Origin of the sequence: Bradyrhizobium arachidis (genome assembly GCF_024758505.1) — a bacterium.
Classification (GTDB): Bacteria; Pseudomonadota; Alphaproteobacteria; order Rhizobiales; family Xanthobacteraceae; genus Bradyrhizobium; species Bradyrhizobium manausense_C.
In genome coordinates this window covers 4,649,838-4,666,114 of record NZ_CP077970.1, presented here as the reverse complement: position 1 = coordinate 4,666,114, position 16,277 = coordinate 4,649,838, and the positions used below count along the sequence as shown (strand labels likewise).

Annotated in this window: 18 protein-coding genes; 11 read left to right on the top strand and 7 right to left on the bottom strand. The window is 64.5% G+C overall.

The window, feature by feature from the left end; all coding sequences use genetic code 11:
• Nucleotides 1-26 precede the first annotated feature (26 nt).
• On the bottom strand, nucleotides 27-1,004 hold the full coding sequence (locus KUF59_RS21495; RefSeq protein ID WP_249140466.1) for a DUF2778 domain-containing protein: 978 nt from the start codon (nucleotides 1,002-1,004) through the stop codon (nucleotides 27-29).
• A gap of 194 nt (nucleotides 1,005-1,198) precedes the next feature.
• Here KUF59_RS21495 and KUF59_RS21490 point away from each other — a divergent pair, with 194 nt between their 5' ends.
• Nucleotides 1,199-1,636, top strand: a complete 438-nt coding sequence (locus tag KUF59_RS21490) for a DUF1810 domain-containing protein (RefSeq protein ID WP_212459545.1) — start codon at nucleotides 1,199-1,201, stop codon at nucleotides 1,634-1,636.
• On the opposite strand, the gene KUF59_RS21485 is transcribed toward KUF59_RS21490, so the two are convergent.
• Nucleotides 1,624-2,400 carry a crotonase/enoyl-CoA hydratase family protein gene (locus tag KUF59_RS21485; RefSeq protein WP_212459544.1) on the bottom strand — a complete coding sequence of 259 codons (777 nt, stop codon included), beginning with the start codon at nucleotides 2,398-2,400 and terminating at the stop codon, nucleotides 1,624-1,626. The two genes, KUF59_RS21490 and KUF59_RS21485, sit on opposite strands and share 13 nt — an antisense overlap.
• 47 nt (nucleotides 2,401-2,447) lie before the next feature.
• Nucleotides 2,448-2,930: a tautomerase family protein gene (locus KUF59_RS21480; protein ID WP_212459543.1), complete on the bottom strand. Its 483-nt coding sequence runs from the start codon at nucleotides 2,928-2,930 to the stop codon at nucleotides 2,448-2,450.
• Nucleotides 2,931-3,022: 92 nt separating this feature from the next.
• Here KUF59_RS21480 and KUF59_RS21475 point away from each other — a divergent pair, with 92 nt between their 5' ends.
• From KUF59_RS21475 to KUF59_RS21465, 3 genes are all read left to right on the top strand, one after another.
• Nucleotides 3,023-3,643, top strand: a complete 621-nt coding sequence (locus tag KUF59_RS21475) for a TetR/AcrR family transcriptional regulator (RefSeq protein ID WP_212459542.1) — start codon at nucleotides 3,023-3,025, stop codon at nucleotides 3,641-3,643.
• Nucleotides 3,644-3,658: 15 nt separating this feature from the next.
• The gene (locus KUF59_RS21470) at nucleotides 3,659-4,441 is read left to right on the top strand and encodes a 2-keto-4-pentenoate hydratase (protein WP_212459541.1); all 783 of its coding nucleotides are present in this window, start codon (nucleotides 3,659-3,661) and stop codon (nucleotides 4,439-4,441) included.
• Between the two features lie 98 nt (nucleotides 4,442-4,539).
• Nucleotides 4,540-6,624 (top strand): methyl-accepting chemotaxis protein, encoded by a 2,085-nt coding sequence (locus KUF59_RS21465; protein WP_212459540.1) that lies wholly within the window; start codon nucleotides 4,540-4,542, stop codon nucleotides 6,622-6,624.
• A gap of 219 nt (nucleotides 6,625-6,843) precedes the next feature.
• Here KUF59_RS21465 and KUF59_RS21460 read toward each other — a convergent pair whose 3' ends face one another.
• Both KUF59_RS21460 and KUF59_RS21455 read right to left on the bottom strand, forming a co-directional pair.
• A complete protein-coding gene (locus KUF59_RS21460) occupies nucleotides 6,844-7,434 on the bottom strand; it encodes an NADPH-dependent FMN reductase (protein ID WP_212459539.1) in 591 nt (196 codons plus the stop codon).
• 117 nt (nucleotides 7,435-7,551) lie between these two features.
• Nucleotides 7,552-8,499: an AraC family transcriptional regulator gene (locus tag KUF59_RS21455; protein WP_212459538.1), complete on the bottom strand. Its 948-nt coding sequence runs from the start codon at nucleotides 8,497-8,499 to the stop codon at nucleotides 7,552-7,554.
• A 280-nt stretch (nucleotides 8,500-8,779) separates the two neighbouring features.
• Here KUF59_RS21455 and KUF59_RS21450 point away from each other — a divergent pair, with 280 nt between their 5' ends.
• From KUF59_RS21450 to KUF59_RS21440, 3 genes are all read left to right on the top strand, one after another.
• A complete protein-coding gene (locus KUF59_RS21450; protein ID WP_212459537.1) occupies nucleotides 8,780-9,883 on the top strand; it encodes a DUF2336 domain-containing protein in 1,104 nt (367 codons plus the stop codon).
• Nucleotides 9,880-10,218 carry a PilZ domain-containing protein gene (locus KUF59_RS21445; RefSeq protein ID WP_212459536.1) on the top strand — a complete coding sequence of 113 codons (339 nt, stop codon included), beginning with the start codon at nucleotides 9,880-9,882 and terminating at the stop codon, nucleotides 10,216-10,218. Before KUF59_RS21450 ends, KUF59_RS21445 begins: the two co-directional genes overlap by 4 nt.
• A 122-nt stretch (nucleotides 10,219-10,340) precedes the next feature.
• A complete protein-coding gene (locus tag KUF59_RS21440) occupies nucleotides 10,341-11,384 on the top strand; it encodes an HD-GYP domain-containing protein (protein ID WP_212459535.1) in 1,044 nt (347 codons plus the stop codon).
• A 370-nt stretch (nucleotides 11,385-11,754) separates the two neighbouring features.
• On the opposite strand, the gene KUF59_RS21435 is transcribed toward KUF59_RS21440, so the two are convergent.
• On the bottom strand, nucleotides 11,755-12,432 hold the full coding sequence (locus KUF59_RS21435) for a nitroreductase (RefSeq protein ID WP_212459534.1): 678 nt from the start codon (nucleotides 12,430-12,432) through the stop codon (nucleotides 11,755-11,757).
• 159 nt (nucleotides 12,433-12,591) lie between these two features.
• Between KUF59_RS21435 and KUF59_RS21430 the strand changes: the two genes are divergently transcribed.
• On the top strand, nucleotides 12,592-13,554 hold the full coding sequence (locus KUF59_RS21430; protein ID WP_212459533.1) for an alpha/beta hydrolase: 963 nt from the start codon (nucleotides 12,592-12,594) through the stop codon (nucleotides 13,552-13,554).
• 7 nt (nucleotides 13,555-13,561) lie between these two features.
• Here the strand turns inward: KUF59_RS21430 and KUF59_RS21425 are convergent, their stop codons facing one another.
• Nucleotides 13,562-14,026: a cupin domain-containing protein gene (locus tag KUF59_RS21425; RefSeq protein ID WP_212459532.1), complete on the bottom strand. Its 465-nt coding sequence runs from the start codon at nucleotides 14,024-14,026 to the stop codon at nucleotides 13,562-13,564.
• A gap of 137 nt (nucleotides 14,027-14,163) precedes the next feature.
• Between KUF59_RS21425 and KUF59_RS21420 the strand changes: the two genes are divergently transcribed.
• The 3 genes from KUF59_RS21420 (at nucleotide 14,164) to KUF59_RS21410 (ending at nucleotide 16,252) form a co-directional block, all read left to right on the top strand.
• A complete protein-coding gene (locus tag KUF59_RS21420; protein WP_212459531.1) occupies nucleotides 14,164-15,030 on the top strand; it encodes a dienelactone hydrolase family protein in 867 nt (288 codons plus the stop codon).
• Nucleotides 15,031-15,120: 90 nt separating this feature from the next.
• Nucleotides 15,121-15,369: a hypothetical protein gene (locus tag KUF59_RS21415; RefSeq protein ID WP_212459530.1), complete on the top strand. Its 249-nt coding sequence runs from the start codon at nucleotides 15,121-15,123 to the stop codon at nucleotides 15,367-15,369.
• Between the two features lie 388 nt (nucleotides 15,370-15,757).
• On the top strand, nucleotides 15,758-16,252 hold the full coding sequence (locus KUF59_RS21410) for a GNAT family N-acetyltransferase (protein ID WP_258769927.1): 495 nt from the start codon (nucleotides 15,758-15,760) through the stop codon (nucleotides 16,250-16,252).
• Nucleotides 16,253-16,277: the final 25 nt, after the last annotated feature.

The window sequence follows — 16,277 nt, the reverse complement described above, 5'->3', positions numbered from 1 at the left end:
ATGTAGGCAAGCCGTTCCGATGAAGCTCAGGAGTCCGACGACGTGGCGCGCTTCGACGCCGACGTCGCGCCGCTCAGGTTCGGCACGACGACGAGGCGGCTGAACTCGCCATTGTCGTAGGCCTTTAGGAACCGTTCGTAGTCCTTGATGGAAACACAGCCGTTGGAATCGCCGCCCGGCCCGAGCATGTAGCTGTGGGTCAACAGGCCGACGCGCCCGAGCGCGCTGCTGCCCTCGGCCGGAGTCATGCGCAGGGCCCGCACGCCGTGGAACAGTTTTTCGCGCGGCTTCAGGTCGTAGGTGGCCGGCGGTGTGGCACCGACCATGCGCTTGTCCACGTGATCCGGATCGTCCTTCAGGTTGCCCATGCCCGAATGCGCCTCCAGGACAAGACCACCCGGCAGGTACACCGCCCGCGCCGAGATGTCGTAGACCGCGGTCTGGGAATCATAGCCGAGGGCGGCGAGGTCAGGCCCCTTGCGGAATAGACCGTCGCCCGGCGTCAGCGACGCCAGTCGGATCTTCCCGGGCCACAAATCGCCCAGCTTTTGCAGCATCGTGCGGTTGTCGGTCGCGGGCGTTGTGCTGGCAAAGGCCTGGCTGGACGCGATCTGGGCCGCAATATCGGCTTGGGCCGGCCGCGACCGCGGCATCGGGATGTCGGTCTTCTGCACCGGTTGCCTGGCGTCCTCGGCCGGCGCGTCGTCGTCATCGGTATCTTCGGAAAGGCCCGCGCGCCAGTCCTGGTAGAGCAGCTGCTGGGCCAGGAGCGCCTTGGCATCCTGGAGCTTGAGGCGGAACGCGCTGACCGCCGAACGCTCAAGCGGCCGAATGCTGGAATCGGGGCCGGCCGGCGCGCTCGCCATCGGCGGGGCAAAGCGGTCGGCAAACGAGGCTTGGGGGCCCGGGGTCAGGGCGGCGGTGGCAAAGGGCGTGCTCGAACCGAGGTCGGCGATCCAGGCGGCCGCGCCGAGCGACAGCGCCATCGCGGCGAGCGACAGCAGAATGGTCTCCCCCCGCCCGATACTGCGGCGGCGCGACAACAGCCTTTCGGCATGCCTTGCGTCGGAAACCATCAGATCCCCAAATCGACCCGAACCCCCGGGGTGCCCAACCCCGTCGAGACTCTATACCAGCTACCATATCAGCGTCCAAAAGTGAGGCATAATCGCGACCACAGAGGGGGCCGAGGTAGCCAATGACCGCAACTTTCGACCTGAATCGCTTCGTCGAGGCCCAGGACGGGGTCTATCCCAGGGTTTTGGCCGAACTCGCCGACGGCCGGAAGCGGAGCCACTGGATGTGGTACATCTTCCCGCAGGTCACAGGCCTCGGCTTCAGCGCCTTGTCGCAGCGCTATGCCATCGGCTCCCGCAGGGAGGCCGAGGCCTATCTTGCGCACCCCCTCCTCGGCTCGCGGCTGGTCGAATGCACCGGCCTCGTCCTTGCGGTGAGGGACCGGACCATCAACGCCATCATGGGCTCGCCCGACGACGTCAAGCTCCGTTCCTCGATGACGCTGTTCGCGGCGGTCTCGGACGAACCAGTGTTCGACCGCACGCTCGCCAAATATTTTGGCGGCGAGCGCGATGGGGCGACGCTGGAGATCCTGGCGAGGCTCGATCAGCGGCCCTGAAAAACCGCGGCCCGTCGCTCGATGAAGGACTGGATGCCTTCGCGGGCGTCGGCGCTGTTGAGAACGCGATCTTTGATCTTTGGAATATAGGCGATCGCCGCCGCCTCCCCGCCTTCGATATATTTGGCCGCCGCCTCCTTGGTGACCTGGATGCCGAGCGGAGCGTTGCGCGCGATGATCTCGGCGAGCGCCATGGCACGCTCGATCTGCTGGCCCGCCGGCACAACCTCCTGCACGAGGCCGATTTCGCGCGCACGTTGCGCTGAAAACTCGTCGCACAGGAACAGATGGTACATCGCATCGCCCCAGCCGGCGCGCGACAGGAAGCGGAAATGCGCGCCGCCGAGCGGGGCGATGCCGCGCTTGGATTCCATCTGGCAGAAGCGCGCATCCTCGGTCGCCACCACGATGTCGCCGGCGAGCATCAGCTCGATGCCGATGGTGAAGACGATGCCCTGCACCGCCGTGACTACAGGTTTTTTACAACGCTTGCTGAGGCCAAAGGGATCGACGTTGCCGTCCCTGATATTGCGCTTCTCCGCCGTCGGGCCGAAGAATTTTGGCATGTCGAGACCGGCGGTAAAGTCCTTGCCTTCGGCGCAGACGACGCCGACCCAATAGGTCTCGTTGTTGTGCAGCTCGGTCAACGCATCGGAGAGCTGCTCCATCATGAGCGGCGTGAAGGAGTTTTTCTTCGCGGGATTGTCGATGATGATCTTGAAGATGTGGCCATGGGCCTCGCTGCGGATCTGTCCTTCGGACATGTCTTGCTCCCTGCTTTGCGTTTGAATTTCCGATATGTCGGCGAGCGTCAGACCGGCGCTGCCATGGCGGCGCGGATCGCCGCGATCCGCTCGGGCGTGAACACGCCGCTCTCGAGCAGTTGCAGGATCGAAAGCACGTTGCCGCGCGAGCCCCAGCTTCCCTCCTCGATGATCCCGAAGTTGACCCACCAGGTCGGCGATGGCTTTTCCATGCCGCAGGCCTCGGCAAGCCGCGCCAGCAAATTGCGGATCACCTGCGCGCGCACATCGGCGGGCCAGGCCGCGTTCATGACCGCGACGTTGATAGTGATGATGTCGCTCGGTGTCTCCTGCTCGGACAAAAGCCGGCCGCCGATCGCCATGCAGTCGGCGGGCAGTTCATGGAAATGCACCTGAAAGCCGGGCCGCGCAGCCGGCGCAAGCTGCCCCACTTCGGGCTCGAGCACCGCATCCGTCAGGCTCCCGGCAAGGCGGCGGCGCTGGTCGAGGCCAAGCCTACCTGTGGGCGCAGTCACGGTAATGATGGTCACGTCAGGCTCCGTTATATGACACTTGTCATACTTCATCGCCCGCCCTACTATGTCAAGCGTCATATTCGACGGCATGACATCCGGATGACCAGATGAATTCCACCACACGAAACAAGATGATTGCCGGCGCCGCCGACCTGATGAGCCGTCGCGGCGTCAACGCCACCAGCATGCGCGACGTCGTCCGCCACACCGCGACGCCGCGCGGCTCGATCGGCCATCACTTCCCCGACGGCAAGCCGCAACTGATCGCGGAAGCTGTGATGTTCGCCGGAAAGCAGGTCTCCATTCCCTTGGAAAAATCACTCAACGAGCTCGGCGCCATCGCAGGGCTAAAGGCCTTCGTAGTATCCTGGCGCCGTCGGCTAGTGACGACGGAGTTCGAGGCCGGCTGCCCCGTTCTTGCGGTCGCGGTCGATCACTATGTCGGCGAGCCCTCCGACAAGGCCGAGGCGCTCGACGCGGCCGCGCAAGACCATCTGCTCGATCTCGCCAACGGCGTGTTCGCCGACTGGCAGAAGATCATGCACGCGGCGCTCCGGCGCGAGGGCTTGCCGGCGCCGCGCGCAAAACGGCTTGCGACGCTCGTCGTCGCGTCCATCGAGGGTACGGTCGCGCTATGCCGCGCGGCACGCAGCGCGTTGCCGCTTGATCAGGTGCAGCAGGAGCTCGAGCTGATCCTGTCCGACACGCTCAGCCAAACATCAGAATAAAAACGGGAGACGCCGATGGATATCAGCCGGCAGCGCGAGCTCGCACGCCATCTCGCAAACCTTCGCCGCGAGGGCCATCAGCAAAGCGGCCTGGAGGAGCGTCTCGTGCCGCCGGATGCGGAGACGGCCTATCGCGTCGCACGGATGGTCGAGGAGGAGCTGGGCTGGGAGGTCGTGGGCTGGAAGATCGCCGGCATGAAGGCCGAGTTGCAAAAGCAATTGCGGACCTCATCGCCGATCTACGGTCGCGTGCTCGTGCCCCTCATGGCCTCGCCCGGGCGCGTCGAGCACGCGCGGCAATGCAGCCCGATTCCGGAAGTCGAATACCAGGCCCGTCTCGGCGCCGACCTGCCGCCCCGCGTAAAACCCTACTCCGTCGCCGAGGTCACCGAGGCCGTCGCTTCACTCCATCCGGGCATCGAGCTTGCCGAATGCCGCTTCGTGCACGATGCAGCCTTCCCGCCGATGCCGGCGATCCTGGCTGACGGCGCGGGCTCCGGCACCATCGTGATTGGTGAAGCCATCGCCGACTGGCGCGACCGTGATATCGCGGCACAGGAGGTGGTGCTGAGTTCCAACGGCACGCCGCGCCGGCGCGGCAGCGCGGCCGCCGCCCTCGATCATCCCATGGTCCCCCTCGCCTGGCTCGCCAACGAACTGTCGCGCACCGGTATCGGGTTGAAGGCGGGCCAGACCATCAGCACGGGAACGCTGACGGGCATGCTGCGGCCCAAGGCCGGCGAGACCTATACGGCCGACTACGGGCCCTTCGGAACGGTGACGGCGACCTATGCCTAGACTCAGGTCGCCGCGGCGGCGACCGTAAACCCAGGATTAATCCGGCCAACCTATCGTTGCGGCGCTTTTTCGCCCGCAGCAAATTGGCCGGACCCATCATGAAAATCGGTACGCTTCTGACGGCCGCCATCGTCTCGCTCTCGACCGTCGGCGGCGGCCTTGCCGTCTATGTCGCAGTTTCCCGGTACCAGACGATGGACAGGGTTGCGGAGGCGCAGAGCCGGCTTGGAATCGTGCGTGCGGTCGGCGACATCCCGCGCTATCTCAACCCCGAGCGCGGCTTTGCGACCAACATCCTCTACGGGCCCGCGACTGTGGATCCGGCCCAGCGCGCCGAGCACGAGAAGCTGCGCAAGCTGACCGACGGCGCCCGCGACAAGATGAATGCGGTGCGCAAGGAGCAACTGCCGGGCTCGCTCGACGACGGCGGCACGATCGCAAGCCAGATCGAGGCGCTGAATGCGAAGTTTGCCGCCTTGCGCGAGTCCATCGACAAAGCCATCGATGGCCCCGCCGACGCGCGCAAGGACGCGGCGAAGAAGATCGTCGCCGACAATGCCGTGTTCAACGCCGGCGTCACCGCGCTGCTCAACGAGCAGGTCCGCCGCATGGCGATTCTCAACGGCGACGCCTACCGGCAGGCGAGCTACGCCAACGTCGCCTGGGCGCTGCGCGATGTCGGCGGTTTCAACGCCAGCCTGCACAAGAACCTCGTCGGCGCAAAGAAGGCGGCAACGGACGCCGAGAAGGCCGACATCGCCCGCTCGCAGGGCCGCAACGACCAGATCCTGATGTCGCTGCAGGAACTGCGCGGCAATCCGACGACGCCGGCCAACGTCGCCTCCGCGCTGGAGAAGATGAACACCGACTATGTCGAGGGCTTTGGCCGCGATCTCAAACTGGTCAAGGACGGCGCCGCCAGCGGCAAATACGAGATCGAGGTCGACACCTTCTATGCGAGCTCGCAGCGCGGCTTGGGCGCCGTCATCGGCGTGCGCGAGGCCTTTTACGACAATGCCGAGCAGGTCTTGGGTTCGGCCTATTCGGCCGCGCGGCTGAGCTTTGCCATCGCGCTCGCCGGCCTCGCCGCAGTGCTCGTCGCCAGCATCGGTCTCGTCGTGATGGTCCGCCGTCGCGTCTGCGCACCGATCGTGAACCTCACCTCGCGGATGTCGAGCCTTGCGGGCGGCGACATGGCCGGTGAAATTCCCGGTGCCGCGCGCTCCGACGAGATCGGCGACATGGCCGCCGCCGTCCAGGTCTTCAAGAACAACATGATCAGGGCCGACCGGCTCGCCGCCGAGAAGCAGGCCGAGAACGACGGCAAGATGCGGCGCGCCCAGTTGCTCGATGAGCTCACCCGTAGCTTCGAGACCAAGGTCGGCGAACTCGTCGGCGGCCTGTCGTCAGCCTCCGCCACGATGGAGAGCACGGCGCAGTCGATGACCTCGACCGCATCGGCAACCAACAGCCAGGCCGCGGTCGTCGCCGCGGCGTCCGAGCAGACCTCGACCAATGTGCAGACGGTCGCGAGTGCCACGGAGGAACTGACCTCCTCGATCGCCGAGATCGCCCGTCAGGTCGCACAAAGCACCGAGATCGCCTCCCGCGCGGTCGACAACGCCCGCCGCACCGGCGACACGGCGCGCGCGCTCGCGGAAGGCGCCCAGAAGATCGGCGACGTCGTCACGCTGATTCAGAGCATCGCCGAGCAGACCAATCTGCTCGCGCTCAACGCCACCATCGAGGCCGCGCGCGCGGGCGATGCCGGCCGCGGCTTTGCCGTGGTCGCCTCCGAAGTCAAATCGCTGGCCGGCCAGACCGCGAAGGCCACCACAGAGATCTCCGAGCAGATCTCGGCAATCCAGACCGCCAGCGACGAGACGGTCGCGGCGATCCGCAACGTCGCCGACGTCATCGCCGAGATCGACCAGATCGGGATTGCGATCGCCTCCGCAATCGAGGAGCAGGGTTCCGCGACCAAGGAGATTTCGCGCAGCGTCCAGGAGGCCTCCCGCGGCACCCAGGAGGTCAACAGCAACATCACCGGCGTGCAGCGTGCCGCCGACGACACCGGTGCTGCCGCCAACCAGGTGCTGGGCGCGGCCGAGCAGCTCTCGACACAGTCGCGCGACCTCGCAGGACAAGTGAACCGCTTCCTATCTGAGGTGCGAGCCGCCTGAACGCGCAACTCGTTCAAGCCTGATTGCGTTTGGTTCAGTGACCGCGATTTTCCTTCTCCCCTTGTGGGAGAAGGTGGCGCGAAGCGCCGGATGAGGGGTTCTCTCAGCGAACTCGATGCGAGCGGCTCGCGCGCGGAGCTTCGCTTTCGCGAAGCCACCCTCTCCCACAAGGGGAGAGGGTGCAGCGTCAATGCCGCGCCAGTTCCATCTCATCGCGCCTTAGTAAGGCGGCTTCTTTCTGGCGCGCTGGCTTTTTGCGGCCTCGACCCACCACAAAAGGTCGTCGGCAAAACGGGGGAAGGCGCGCTCCAGCGCGGCACCGCCCTCGCCGGTCGGCTCGCCCGCCTCCGACAAGGACTGCGCGATCGGGCCGACGGCGATCGTGCTCGACACCACCACCATGCCCATTTCCGACAGCGTGCCGTGCCACGCGGTCGCCGCACGCGCGCCGGAGAAGCGGCCGGCGGAATAGCTCGCGATCGCCGCGGGCCGCCAGAACCACTCCTCCAGGAAATGATCGGTGAGGTTCTTCAGGCCGGGCTGGATGCCCCAATTATATTCGCCGGTGACGAAGACGAAGCCGTCGGCTTCCCGGATCTGGGTCGCGAGCTTCTCCAGCGCCGCGGGCGCCTGGCCCTTGGGATGTTCCTTGTACATGCGGTCGAGCATCGGCAGGCCGATGGCCTTGGCGTCGATCAGCTCGACGTCCTCGCCGCGGCGGCGCAGGCGCTCGATGACGAAATGCGCAAGGCGAATGCCCATGCGGTCGGAACGGTAGGAGCCGTAAAGGACGAGGATGCGGTTGCTCATGATCGCATACTAAAGCGTTTTCAAGCGAAGTGGATACCGGTTCGCGTCAAGAAAACGCGTCCAAAAAAAGATCTAGCACGTGCCCGGATGCGGGCCGAGTCACGTCCGCGCAAGTCCTCACGCCCTGCGGGCGCGCTCCAGCGTTTCCGACGGCGTTTCGCCGAACCGGTCGCGATAGCTCTTGGAAAAATCGCTGAGATGCCAGAAGCCGAAGGCGAGAGCCGTGGCCTTCACGCTCTCGGGGCCGGTCAGCAATCTCTTGCGCACGAGCCACAACCGCCTCAGGCGCAGATACCGGTGCAGGCTCATGCCGCGATAGCGCTGAACCGCGTCGTGGATGCTGCGGACAGAGAGGCCGAGCTTCCTCGCCACTTGCTCGCTGTAAATGGGCTGGCCGAGATCGTCCGACAACAGCGCCCTGATGTCCTGGAAAATCTTGAAGTGGCGCTCATCGTTCGGGCGCACCGTCCATCGCGCCGGAACGGCGGCGGCGAATGCCGTATCGATCGCGCCGAGCAGGGATTGCCGCATCGCCGCCGCCTTCAGGCGCGCCTCGATCGCGTCGGCAGGCTCGGATGCGGTGGCGATCACTTCGGTGATCAGCCGTCGCAACTGATGAAGTGCGACGGTGCTCGTTTCAGCAATCTTAAAGCCCGTCTTTGTCTCGGGCCAGCCGCGATCCTTCACCTCCGGCGTGAACACGATGAAAGCATATCGTCGCTCCACCGCTTCAAATGTGTTGTAGGCGCCCCCGCTGCGGCCGATGACGATCGCCGCACGGTCGCGCTGTGCGCCGTTGAAGCGAACGGGAACCTCGTGGTCGTCCATCAAGAAGCCGATCGCCGTGCAGTTCGGCCCGAGCTGCGCATCGATGACGCGCGGAAAAGCCTTGGTGAAATTGACGTCGCAGCCGGGGAGATTGAGGATCACCTGCTCGGCCGCGATCTTGCGCACGAGCGGCGTGAATTCGACGTTGAGAGCTCGTATGGAACTGCGGAACTCGTCAACGTCGGTGAATCTAAACGTCCTTGGCGCCAACATTGGCGCTCCATCATCAATGCTCATGGAACTTCTTGAAATTGGCGCGTGATTAAATGACGCGCGTCCGGCAAATAGCCGGCGCTATTTCCCCCCCTCTTGGCGATGCTCCAGTGAGCCAATCCGTCGGCTCACATATGCCCGTTGCAATGCATAAAATCGAAAGAACAACGCGACCTGCCAAATTTCGATAGTCTTTTCCTGCGCTGAAATACCCGAACGACTCAATTCTATAACCCATGTTAACAACTTTGGCGCGCAATTGAACTGTTAGAACGTAGTCCTTTTCAAAGAGACCAGGCCCGCCATGCGCGCGATTTCGCCTGCGGATATTGTCGTCGAGCTCGAGGATGCGATCGCGGCCTGCCCGCCCGAACGCTGCCTTTTCATCCTCAAGCAGACCACTTCGTTGCTGCTTGCAAGCCAGGACAGGCTCAAAGAGCGACAGGTCAGTCTTCTTGACGATATCCTCCTTCACCTGATGGAACGCATCGCGTCCGATGCGTTGGTTCCACTCAGCGTCTCGCTTGCCGAACTGAAGATCGGCCCGAAGAAGATGCTGCGGCGTCTTGCCGCTCACGAGGATCCCGCGGTCGCTGCCCCCGTCCTGCGGAACTCGCCGGTTCTCGCGCAGGAGGACCTCGAAGCGATCGCGTCGGCACGCGGCGAGCAGCACCTTCTTGCCATCGCGGGCCGGCGCAAGATCGAGAAGGCGCTCGCCGACATCCTGGTGAAGCGCGGCGGCAAGAAGGTCTGCCTCGCGATCGCCAAGAACCAGGGCGCGCAACTATCCGACGCCGCCTATGCGATCCTGGTCGCCCGGGCCGAGCATGACGGCGAGCTCACGAAGGAGCTGGCGCTGAGACCGAACGTCCCCGACATGGTGGTCCGAAGACTGCTCGCGGCCGCATCGCCGGAGGCGGCAGCGACCGTGCAGAGCGCGGCCACGTCCGTCGAGACTGGGGGCTCGGCAAAGGCTGTTGGCCGGCCGTGCGCCGCCGAGTATGAGGATGCGCGACCCCAGATCGTTGCTCTCAACCGTATCGGCAAGCTGAACGACTCCGCCGTGAACCGCTTCGCGATCCGCGGCGAGATCGCAAATTTGCTGACCGCATTGTCGGTTCTGTCGGGGGCCCCGATCGACGTCATCGAGACGGTCGTGGCGGACGAAGACTGCGAAGGCCTGGTGATGGCCTGCCGGGCGTCCCGCCTGAACTGGCAGACCACACTTGCCATTCTCAGCAATCGCGGCGCGCGGCTCTCCTTCAACGAACGCGAACGCGCCCAGCAATTATTCGAGACGCTGCACCTCTCGACCAGCCAATGGGCGGTCCGCTGGGGCGAAATGGCCGCTGGCGCGGGAGCTGCGTCCAAGGACAGCAAAGTCGCAAGATCGGGGGACGGCCGATGAAATTCGACAATCGCAAGGCGCTTCGGGTGCGCATGGATCACCGCCAGCCCGTCAATTTGATGGGCTCGGATGGAACGTGGCGACGCAGTTGCGTCCTGCTCGACATTTCGGACACCGGCGCCAAGGTCGAGGTCGAAGGAACCCTCGACGTGCTGCAAGCCAAGGAATTCTTCCTGCTGCTGTCGTCGACGGGGCTGGCCTACCGGCGCTGCGAGCTGGTCTGGATCGACGGGACCACCGCGGGCCTTCACTTCATTCTCGCGAACAGGAAGGGCCGGCACAAGGCACCGGACGCACAGCCATCAGCGCAGCAGAAGCCGGCAGCGAGCAAATAAGAGACACAGCAGGGTATTTTTGAGCATCAACGGAACGTAGACCACCCGTGCAGAGTGCAAGGCCAACGAAGCTAGCCGAAAATCGCGACAGCACCCGGGGTGCGTCGACGGCGAACGCCTTCGTGCACGTGCTGGCTGACAGCTCGGACAAGCTGACGAGCGTCTGCTCGATCGTGGAACGCAACTTCACCGTCGCAGGCGAACGGCTCGATGCCGAAGCAAAGCTTCCCAACGCCCCGCTCGCCGTGGTGGTGCGCGCCGATTTGCGCGCGCTCGAGAACATCGCCGCCCTCAAGAAGCGCGCCTCCCGCTTCGCCAAGACAACCAAGCGCATCTTTATCGTCGAGCAGGCCTCTCACGTCTGCATCTCGCAAGCCTACGCGCTCGGCGCAACGCTCGTGTTGCCCGGAACGATTGACCAGACGAGGCTACTGGCGGCGTTGAGGGACCCGGCTGAGGCGGAAGCCTCTTCGTCAGGGAACGATACGCAATCGGATAACGCCGCCGAAGCCGGGGCCACCGCGATCGCATCGATGTTTACCTCGCTCGTGCTAGGTCAGCCCATCGACGTCGACAACGCCAAGGAAGCCGGCCGCAAGATCGCCAATCGCATTTCCGAGCATGGACTGTCCGAATGGCTCACAACCGTGCGGCGCCATCACGAGGGAACCTACCAGCATTGCTTGCTGGTGACGGGCGTCGCGATCGACTTTGGCCTGAGCCTCGGAGTTCGGAAGACTGATCTCGAGCGGCTCTATACTGCCGCCATGTTCCACGACATCGGCAAGGCCAGGATTCCGCTGGCGGTCCTCGACAAGCCCGGCCGTCTCGACGCCGACGAGCGCGCGCTCATCGAGACGCACCCCGTCGCGGGATATGAGTATCTGAAGGACCATGACGGCATCTCACCCGAGATCCTCGACGCCGTCAGGCACCATCACGAATATCTCGACGGCAGCGGCTATCCGGATGCGCTGTGCGCCGAGAGCATCACCGATATCGTTCGCATCCTCACCATCTCCGACATCTTTGCGGCCCTGATCGAGCACCGGCGCTACAAGCCGACGATGCCGCGGCAGGAGGCCTACAATATTCTCTGCGGAATGAACGGAAAGCTGGAGAAGGCGCTGGTCGCGTCGTTCAAGGCAGTGGCCCTGACGCGGTAATCCCCCGGCGGAATCAATGCGTGGCGCGGTATCTGGATCGGCGCGGGATCGACCGGCAGGCCAGTCCGTCCGCCAGCCGCTTCATGTCTTCGTGATTTCCGCTGCGGATCAGGCGACCGAACTCGTCGGGTGTGAAAGGCAGGCCAGGATCATCATCCACTGGATGTCGCATAACACGTGGCCCGAAGAACCATCGAACCAGGCTAGCCAGCCGCCGCATAACAAATCCCTCGCGCCAGCAACAAACCCTCGTAACGCCTTATTGTTCCTCCCGACCGATCGAGATTGCAAGAGCCACCGACGGGTCCTCACTCAAAATATTTTCTGCACGCACCTCAGAGAATATTCTTCTCGCATACACGCGCAGGTTTTACTCGGCAAAGCCGACATAGCGCACGAAGTCGCGATTCTCTTCGCGATCGGAGCGCACCGCGTTCGCCGCGAAGGTGTCGTCGGGATATCCCATTGCGACACAGGTCATGATGACTTCGTCTTCGGGAATGCGCGCCACTTCGCGCACGATGTCGGAGCGCATGATGCCTTGCCCGTTGATGACGGAGCCGAGCCCGCGATCCCACGCCGCCAGCACGATGCCGTAACAGAGCGCGCCGAGATCGAAGTGGCAGACCGCGCCGGGATCGAGCACGCGATCATAAGTCAGGACCAGCGACACCGGTGCGTCGAATTGTCGGAAGCCGCGCAACACCCAATCCTGCCGCATCGGCTTGTCGTCGCGCGCGATCCCCATCGCGCCGAACAATTTCTTGGCAATATCGACCTGCCTGCCACGATGAACACCCTCGTATTCGCCGTGGCTGATGATGTCGCGCTTGACCTTGGCGCCGGCGATCATCTCCTCCATGTTGCGGCGGCGCACCTCTTCGAGCGGTGCGCCCGTGAGCACGTGGACGTGCCAGGGCTGCGTGTTCATCGAGGACGGCGCACGCTTGGCAACATCGATGATCGCCTCGATCACCGCGCGCGGCACCGCCTGCTTCTTGAAACCGCGCACACTGCGACGCGTCTGCACCAGATCTTCGAATTCCACGTCTTTGCTCCCTGCCCTTGCCCGCGGCCTCGCCCGACACTTGCTTCGACGCAACGCGGGCATGATCGACCGGCCGATTGCCGGCGCGGCGCGCGAAATCTATGCTAACGACCGATCAAAACCAAGAAGCCCTCAGTCAAGGAAATCCGGGGAATAATCATGGCCGCACCGCTCGATCCCGTCATCGCCCAGATCATTCCGCTGCTGCCGCTCCGCGATCCCGCGACCATGACGCCGCAGAGCGCGCGCGAGTCCTTGCGTGCACTCGCTGCCGCACGCGCGGCGGTGCCGCCGCCGGCCGTCGACCGCGTCAGTGATATTCAGGTGAAAGGCGGCGCGGGGCCGATTCCTGCGCGGGTCTATCGCGTCGGTTCGGGTCCTGCGCCGACGGTAGTGTTCTTCCATGGCGGCGGCTGGGTCGCGGGCGATCTCGAAACGCATGACCGGCAGGCGCGGTTTCTTGCGATCGAAACCGGCGCGGTCGTCGTGTCCGTGGACTACCGGCGCCCGCCCGAAACGCGCTTTCCCGGTGCGTTCGAGGATGCCTTTGCGGCGACACGCGACATCTTCAACCGTGTCGCGGAATTTGGCGGCGATGCCAGACGGCTCGGCGTTGCCGGCGACAGCGCCGGCGGCAATCTCGCGGCCGCAACTGCCCTTGCCTGTCGCGATGCCGGCATCAAGCTCGCCGGACAATTCCTCGTCTACCCCGCGACCGACGCCGTCGGCAACTACGCCGATACGCGCGAGAACGCCCGCTTCCCCTCGCGCAGCGAGAATGCCGAAGGCTATTTTCTGTCACGCGCCGTGATGGAGTGGTTTGCCGGCCATTATCTTGCGGACCCCGGTCACGCCAACGACTGGCGCGCCTCGCCGCTGCGCGCCGCCTCGCTCGCGGGCGTAGCACCGGCCGTGGTCACCACGGCCTGGTTCGATCCGCTCCGCGATGAAGGCGCAGCCTACGCGCGGGCCCTCGAAGCCGCCGGCGTACGAGTCAAGCATCACGAAGGACCCGGCCTGATCCACGGCTATTTCAGCATGGGCGAGACGTCGGAGGTCGCACGCGCCGAGGCGCAACGCGCCCGCGCCGATTTCAAGGTTTTGCTCACGCGCGGCGTCTGAGCGCGCTCTAGCCCCGGCGCGCCCGCTGTGCGTCGGTATGGCCCCAGGCGTCGTCCCAGTCCTGGCCCGACGCGTCAACGACGCGTCCGTCGGCCTCGAAGAACTTGTTGGGCGCCTGGAAAATCGCCAGGATCAGCGCGCCGTCGGGACACCAGGCGGCGTGGCGGCTGCCGGCCTCGCGCCAGATGAACTCGCCGGCCTTGCAGGCGATGCCCTTGGCCGGACCCTCCTTGTCGACGAGCGCGCCCTCGATCACGTAGCTCTGCTCGATGCCGACGTGCTCGTGATCGGGTAGCACCGAACCCGGCGCAAAGCGCATCAGCGCCGTCATCAGTCCGGTAGAGCGGTCGAACAAGAGCGTCTTGGCCTCGCAGCCGGGAAAACGCGTCTTCTGCCATTCCATGCCTTGCGGCTGCACGAGATGGGAATGCTGATCGGCGGTCTGCGATCCCTTTGATGTCACGGCGTCCATGACGTTGCTCCGTTCCAGCGTTGTTACCGACAAGGCTAGCAGCTCTCCACAGCTCCGTCAGCGCGCAGTGCAGCAAGGACGGTTGAAACCGTAACCGTGCTGGTGTCTGCTGTCGCGGGGAGAGATTCTTGCCGGCCATGCCAACTCGTTTGATCCTGTGTGCTGCCCTCGCCTGGACGTCGCTGGCCACCGGCGCCGCCGCCGAACCGCAAACGGTGTATTTTCCGAGTGGCGACGGCACGACCCAAATCGTCGGCTATGTCTTCAAGCCGAAGACGGCCGGCCCCTACCCGGCCATCGTCATGCTGCACGGTCGCGGCGGCCCCTATTCGAGCAACACCAACGGCGGCTGCACCCTCGTCGCGCCAAAGATAACATCGGCCTGCAACGCCTCGACGCTGTCGAAGCGCAATGTCATGTGGGGCCAGTACTGGGCCGATCGCGGTTACCTGGCGTTGCTGCCCGACAGCTTTGGGCCGCGCGGCAAGGCGCACGGCTTTGGCCGCTTCACCCACGGCGATCCCGACCGCGACGACGTCAATGAAAAGACGGTGCGGCCGCTGGATGCCGAGGGCGCGCTCGCTTATTTGCGCAGCCGAAGCGACGTCAGCGGCGGCCAGGTCTTTTTGCACGGCTGGTCGAACGGCGGCAGCACGGCCCTCAATGTGATGATCCGGCAGGGGGCAGGCACGGGCTTTCGCGGCGCGCTGGCGTTCTACCCTGGCTGCGGCGTGAAGGCTCTGCTTCAGCAGACCGTCGTCACGACCACGCCCATTGCGATCTTCCATGGCACCAGTGACGAGGAAGTGTCGGCGGTGAAATGCCAGGACGTCGCGGAGCGCTCGCGGGCGGCTGGCACCCCGATCGACATCACGCTCTATCCGGGCGCGACGCATGGTTTCGACGAGCCCTCGTCGCGCCGGCAGTCCGTCGGCGCCAATCAGGCCGCGCTCGGCGATGTCCTGACCAAGGCGCGCGCCGCCGTCGAGCGTTGGAAGAAATGAATATGAACGACGCGTTCATGCGATCCTGCTTGATTGCGCCACGATTCCGCGTTCAATTTGAAGCGCCAATTCTGGTTTAGGGAGACACCCATGATGAAGCGGATTTTCCTGGCTGCGGTCGTTGCCACCTTCGCGGCCGGCTCGGCATTCGCGCAAGAAACCTGCGAGAGCAAGGCGGTCGGGAAGGACGGCAAGGCGCTGGCCGGCGCCGCCAAGACGTCGTTCATGAAGAAGTGCAAGGAAGACGCCTGCACCGCCAAGGCCGTCGGCTCCGACGGCAAGCCACTCGCGGGCGCCGCCAAGAACAGCTTTATGAAGAAGTGCGAGACCAGCGCGTGAGGGCTGCCCGGAATTTGCAACAAGCGATAAGCCCGCCTCCGGCGGGCTTATCTTTGCCAATTCACGGCTCTCAATCTGCAGACTTGGCCCGCGCCGATGAGGTGATCGAATGAAGCCAACTGCGCGTGATCGACGGCCGATCCATCATTCGCCGATCTTCTGGATCGGCATTGCTCTGTGCCTTGCGGCAATTGCGATCTACCTATGGTCCGACGACCTCTCGTGGCGGCCGCTTCCCGCCGCGCGATAGGGGCGCTTGACCGGAATATTTGTCGGCCCTCTCCTCGGGTCGGCTTCCAGTAGAAAGCATTGCGGGCGCCGCAGGATTGACCTGAGCGGAAGATCCGCTTTCAGCGGGCTTATTCTTGTCGAAGCGGGAGATCGATCCGTGGTTATCGAATTTCGCCAGATCCGGACCGAAGATACCGACGCCTTTCGCGCGGCGATCGACCGCGTTGCCCGCGAACGCAGCTACCTTGCTCTGCTGGAGGCGCCGCCCATCGAACAGGTGCGTGCCTTCGTCAAACGCAATGTCGAGCACGGCTATCCGCAGATCGTCGCTGTCACGGACGATCTGGTCGTCGGATGGTGCAATGTGCCCCCTGCGAGCCGGGCCGTGTCCGCGCATGTCGGCGATCTCTTCATGGGCCTCATCCCGGAATATAGAGGCAAGGGCCTTGGCGAAGGACTGCTGCGGCACGCAATTGAAGCGGCAGATGCGTTCGGGTTTCAGCGCATCGAGCTCGGCGTATTCGCAACGAACGCGGCTGCGATCGCCCTTTATCGCAAGGCGGGATTTGTGGAGGAAGGCATCAAGCGGCGAGCGATCCTGATCGGCGATATCCATCACGACGAAATCATCATGGCCCGGCTTAAGCCGTAACTCGCCACGGCGATTGTGTTGACAT

Bases quoted from the DNA above. Each gene is read 5' to 3' on its own strand.
- KUF59_RS21420 (WP_212459531.1), top strand. From the start codon at position 14,164: ATGCCAACTCGTTTGATCCTGTGTGCTGCCCTCGCCTGGACGTCGCTG.
- KUF59_RS21475 (WP_212459542.1), top strand. From the start codon at position 3,023: ATGAATTCCACCACACGAAACAAGATGATTGCCGGCGCCGCCGACCTG.
- KUF59_RS21485 (WP_212459544.1), bottom strand. From the start codon at position 2,400: ATGTCCGAAGGACAGATCCGCAGCGAGGCCCATGGCCACATCTTCAAG.
- KUF59_RS21465 (WP_212459540.1), top strand. From the start codon at position 4,540: ATGAAAATCGGTACGCTTCTGACGGCCGCCATCGTCTCGCTCTCGACC.
- KUF59_RS21455 (WP_212459538.1), bottom strand. From the start codon at position 8,499: ATGAGCATTGATGATGGAGCGCCAATGTTGGCGCCAAGGACGTTTAGA.
- KUF59_RS21415 (WP_212459530.1), top strand. From the start codon at position 15,121: ATGATGAAGCGGATTTTCCTGGCTGCGGTCGTTGCCACCTTCGCGGCC.
- KUF59_RS21430 (WP_212459533.1), top strand. From the start codon at position 12,592: ATGGCCGCACCGCTCGATCCCGTCATCGCCCAGATCATTCCGCTGCTG.
- KUF59_RS21470 (WP_212459541.1), top strand. From the start codon at position 3,659: ATGGATATCAGCCGGCAGCGCGAGCTCGCACGCCATCTCGCAAACCTT.
- KUF59_RS21450 (WP_212459537.1), top strand. From the start codon at position 8,780: ATGCGCGCGATTTCGCCTGCGGATATTGTCGTCGAGCTCGAGGATGCG.
- KUF59_RS21425 (WP_212459532.1), bottom strand. From the start codon at position 14,026: ATGGACGCCGTGACATCAAAGGGATCGCAGACCGCCGATCAGCATTCC.
- KUF59_RS21490 (WP_212459545.1), top strand. From the start codon at position 1,199: ATGACCGCAACTTTCGACCTGAATCGCTTCGTCGAGGCCCAGGACGGG.
- KUF59_RS21460 (WP_212459539.1), bottom strand. From the start codon at position 7,434: ATGAGCAACCGCATCCTCGTCCTTTACGGCTCCTACCGTTCCGACCGC.
- KUF59_RS21445 (WP_212459536.1), top strand. From the start codon at position 9,880: ATGAAATTCGACAATCGCAAGGCGCTTCGGGTGCGCATGGATCACCGC.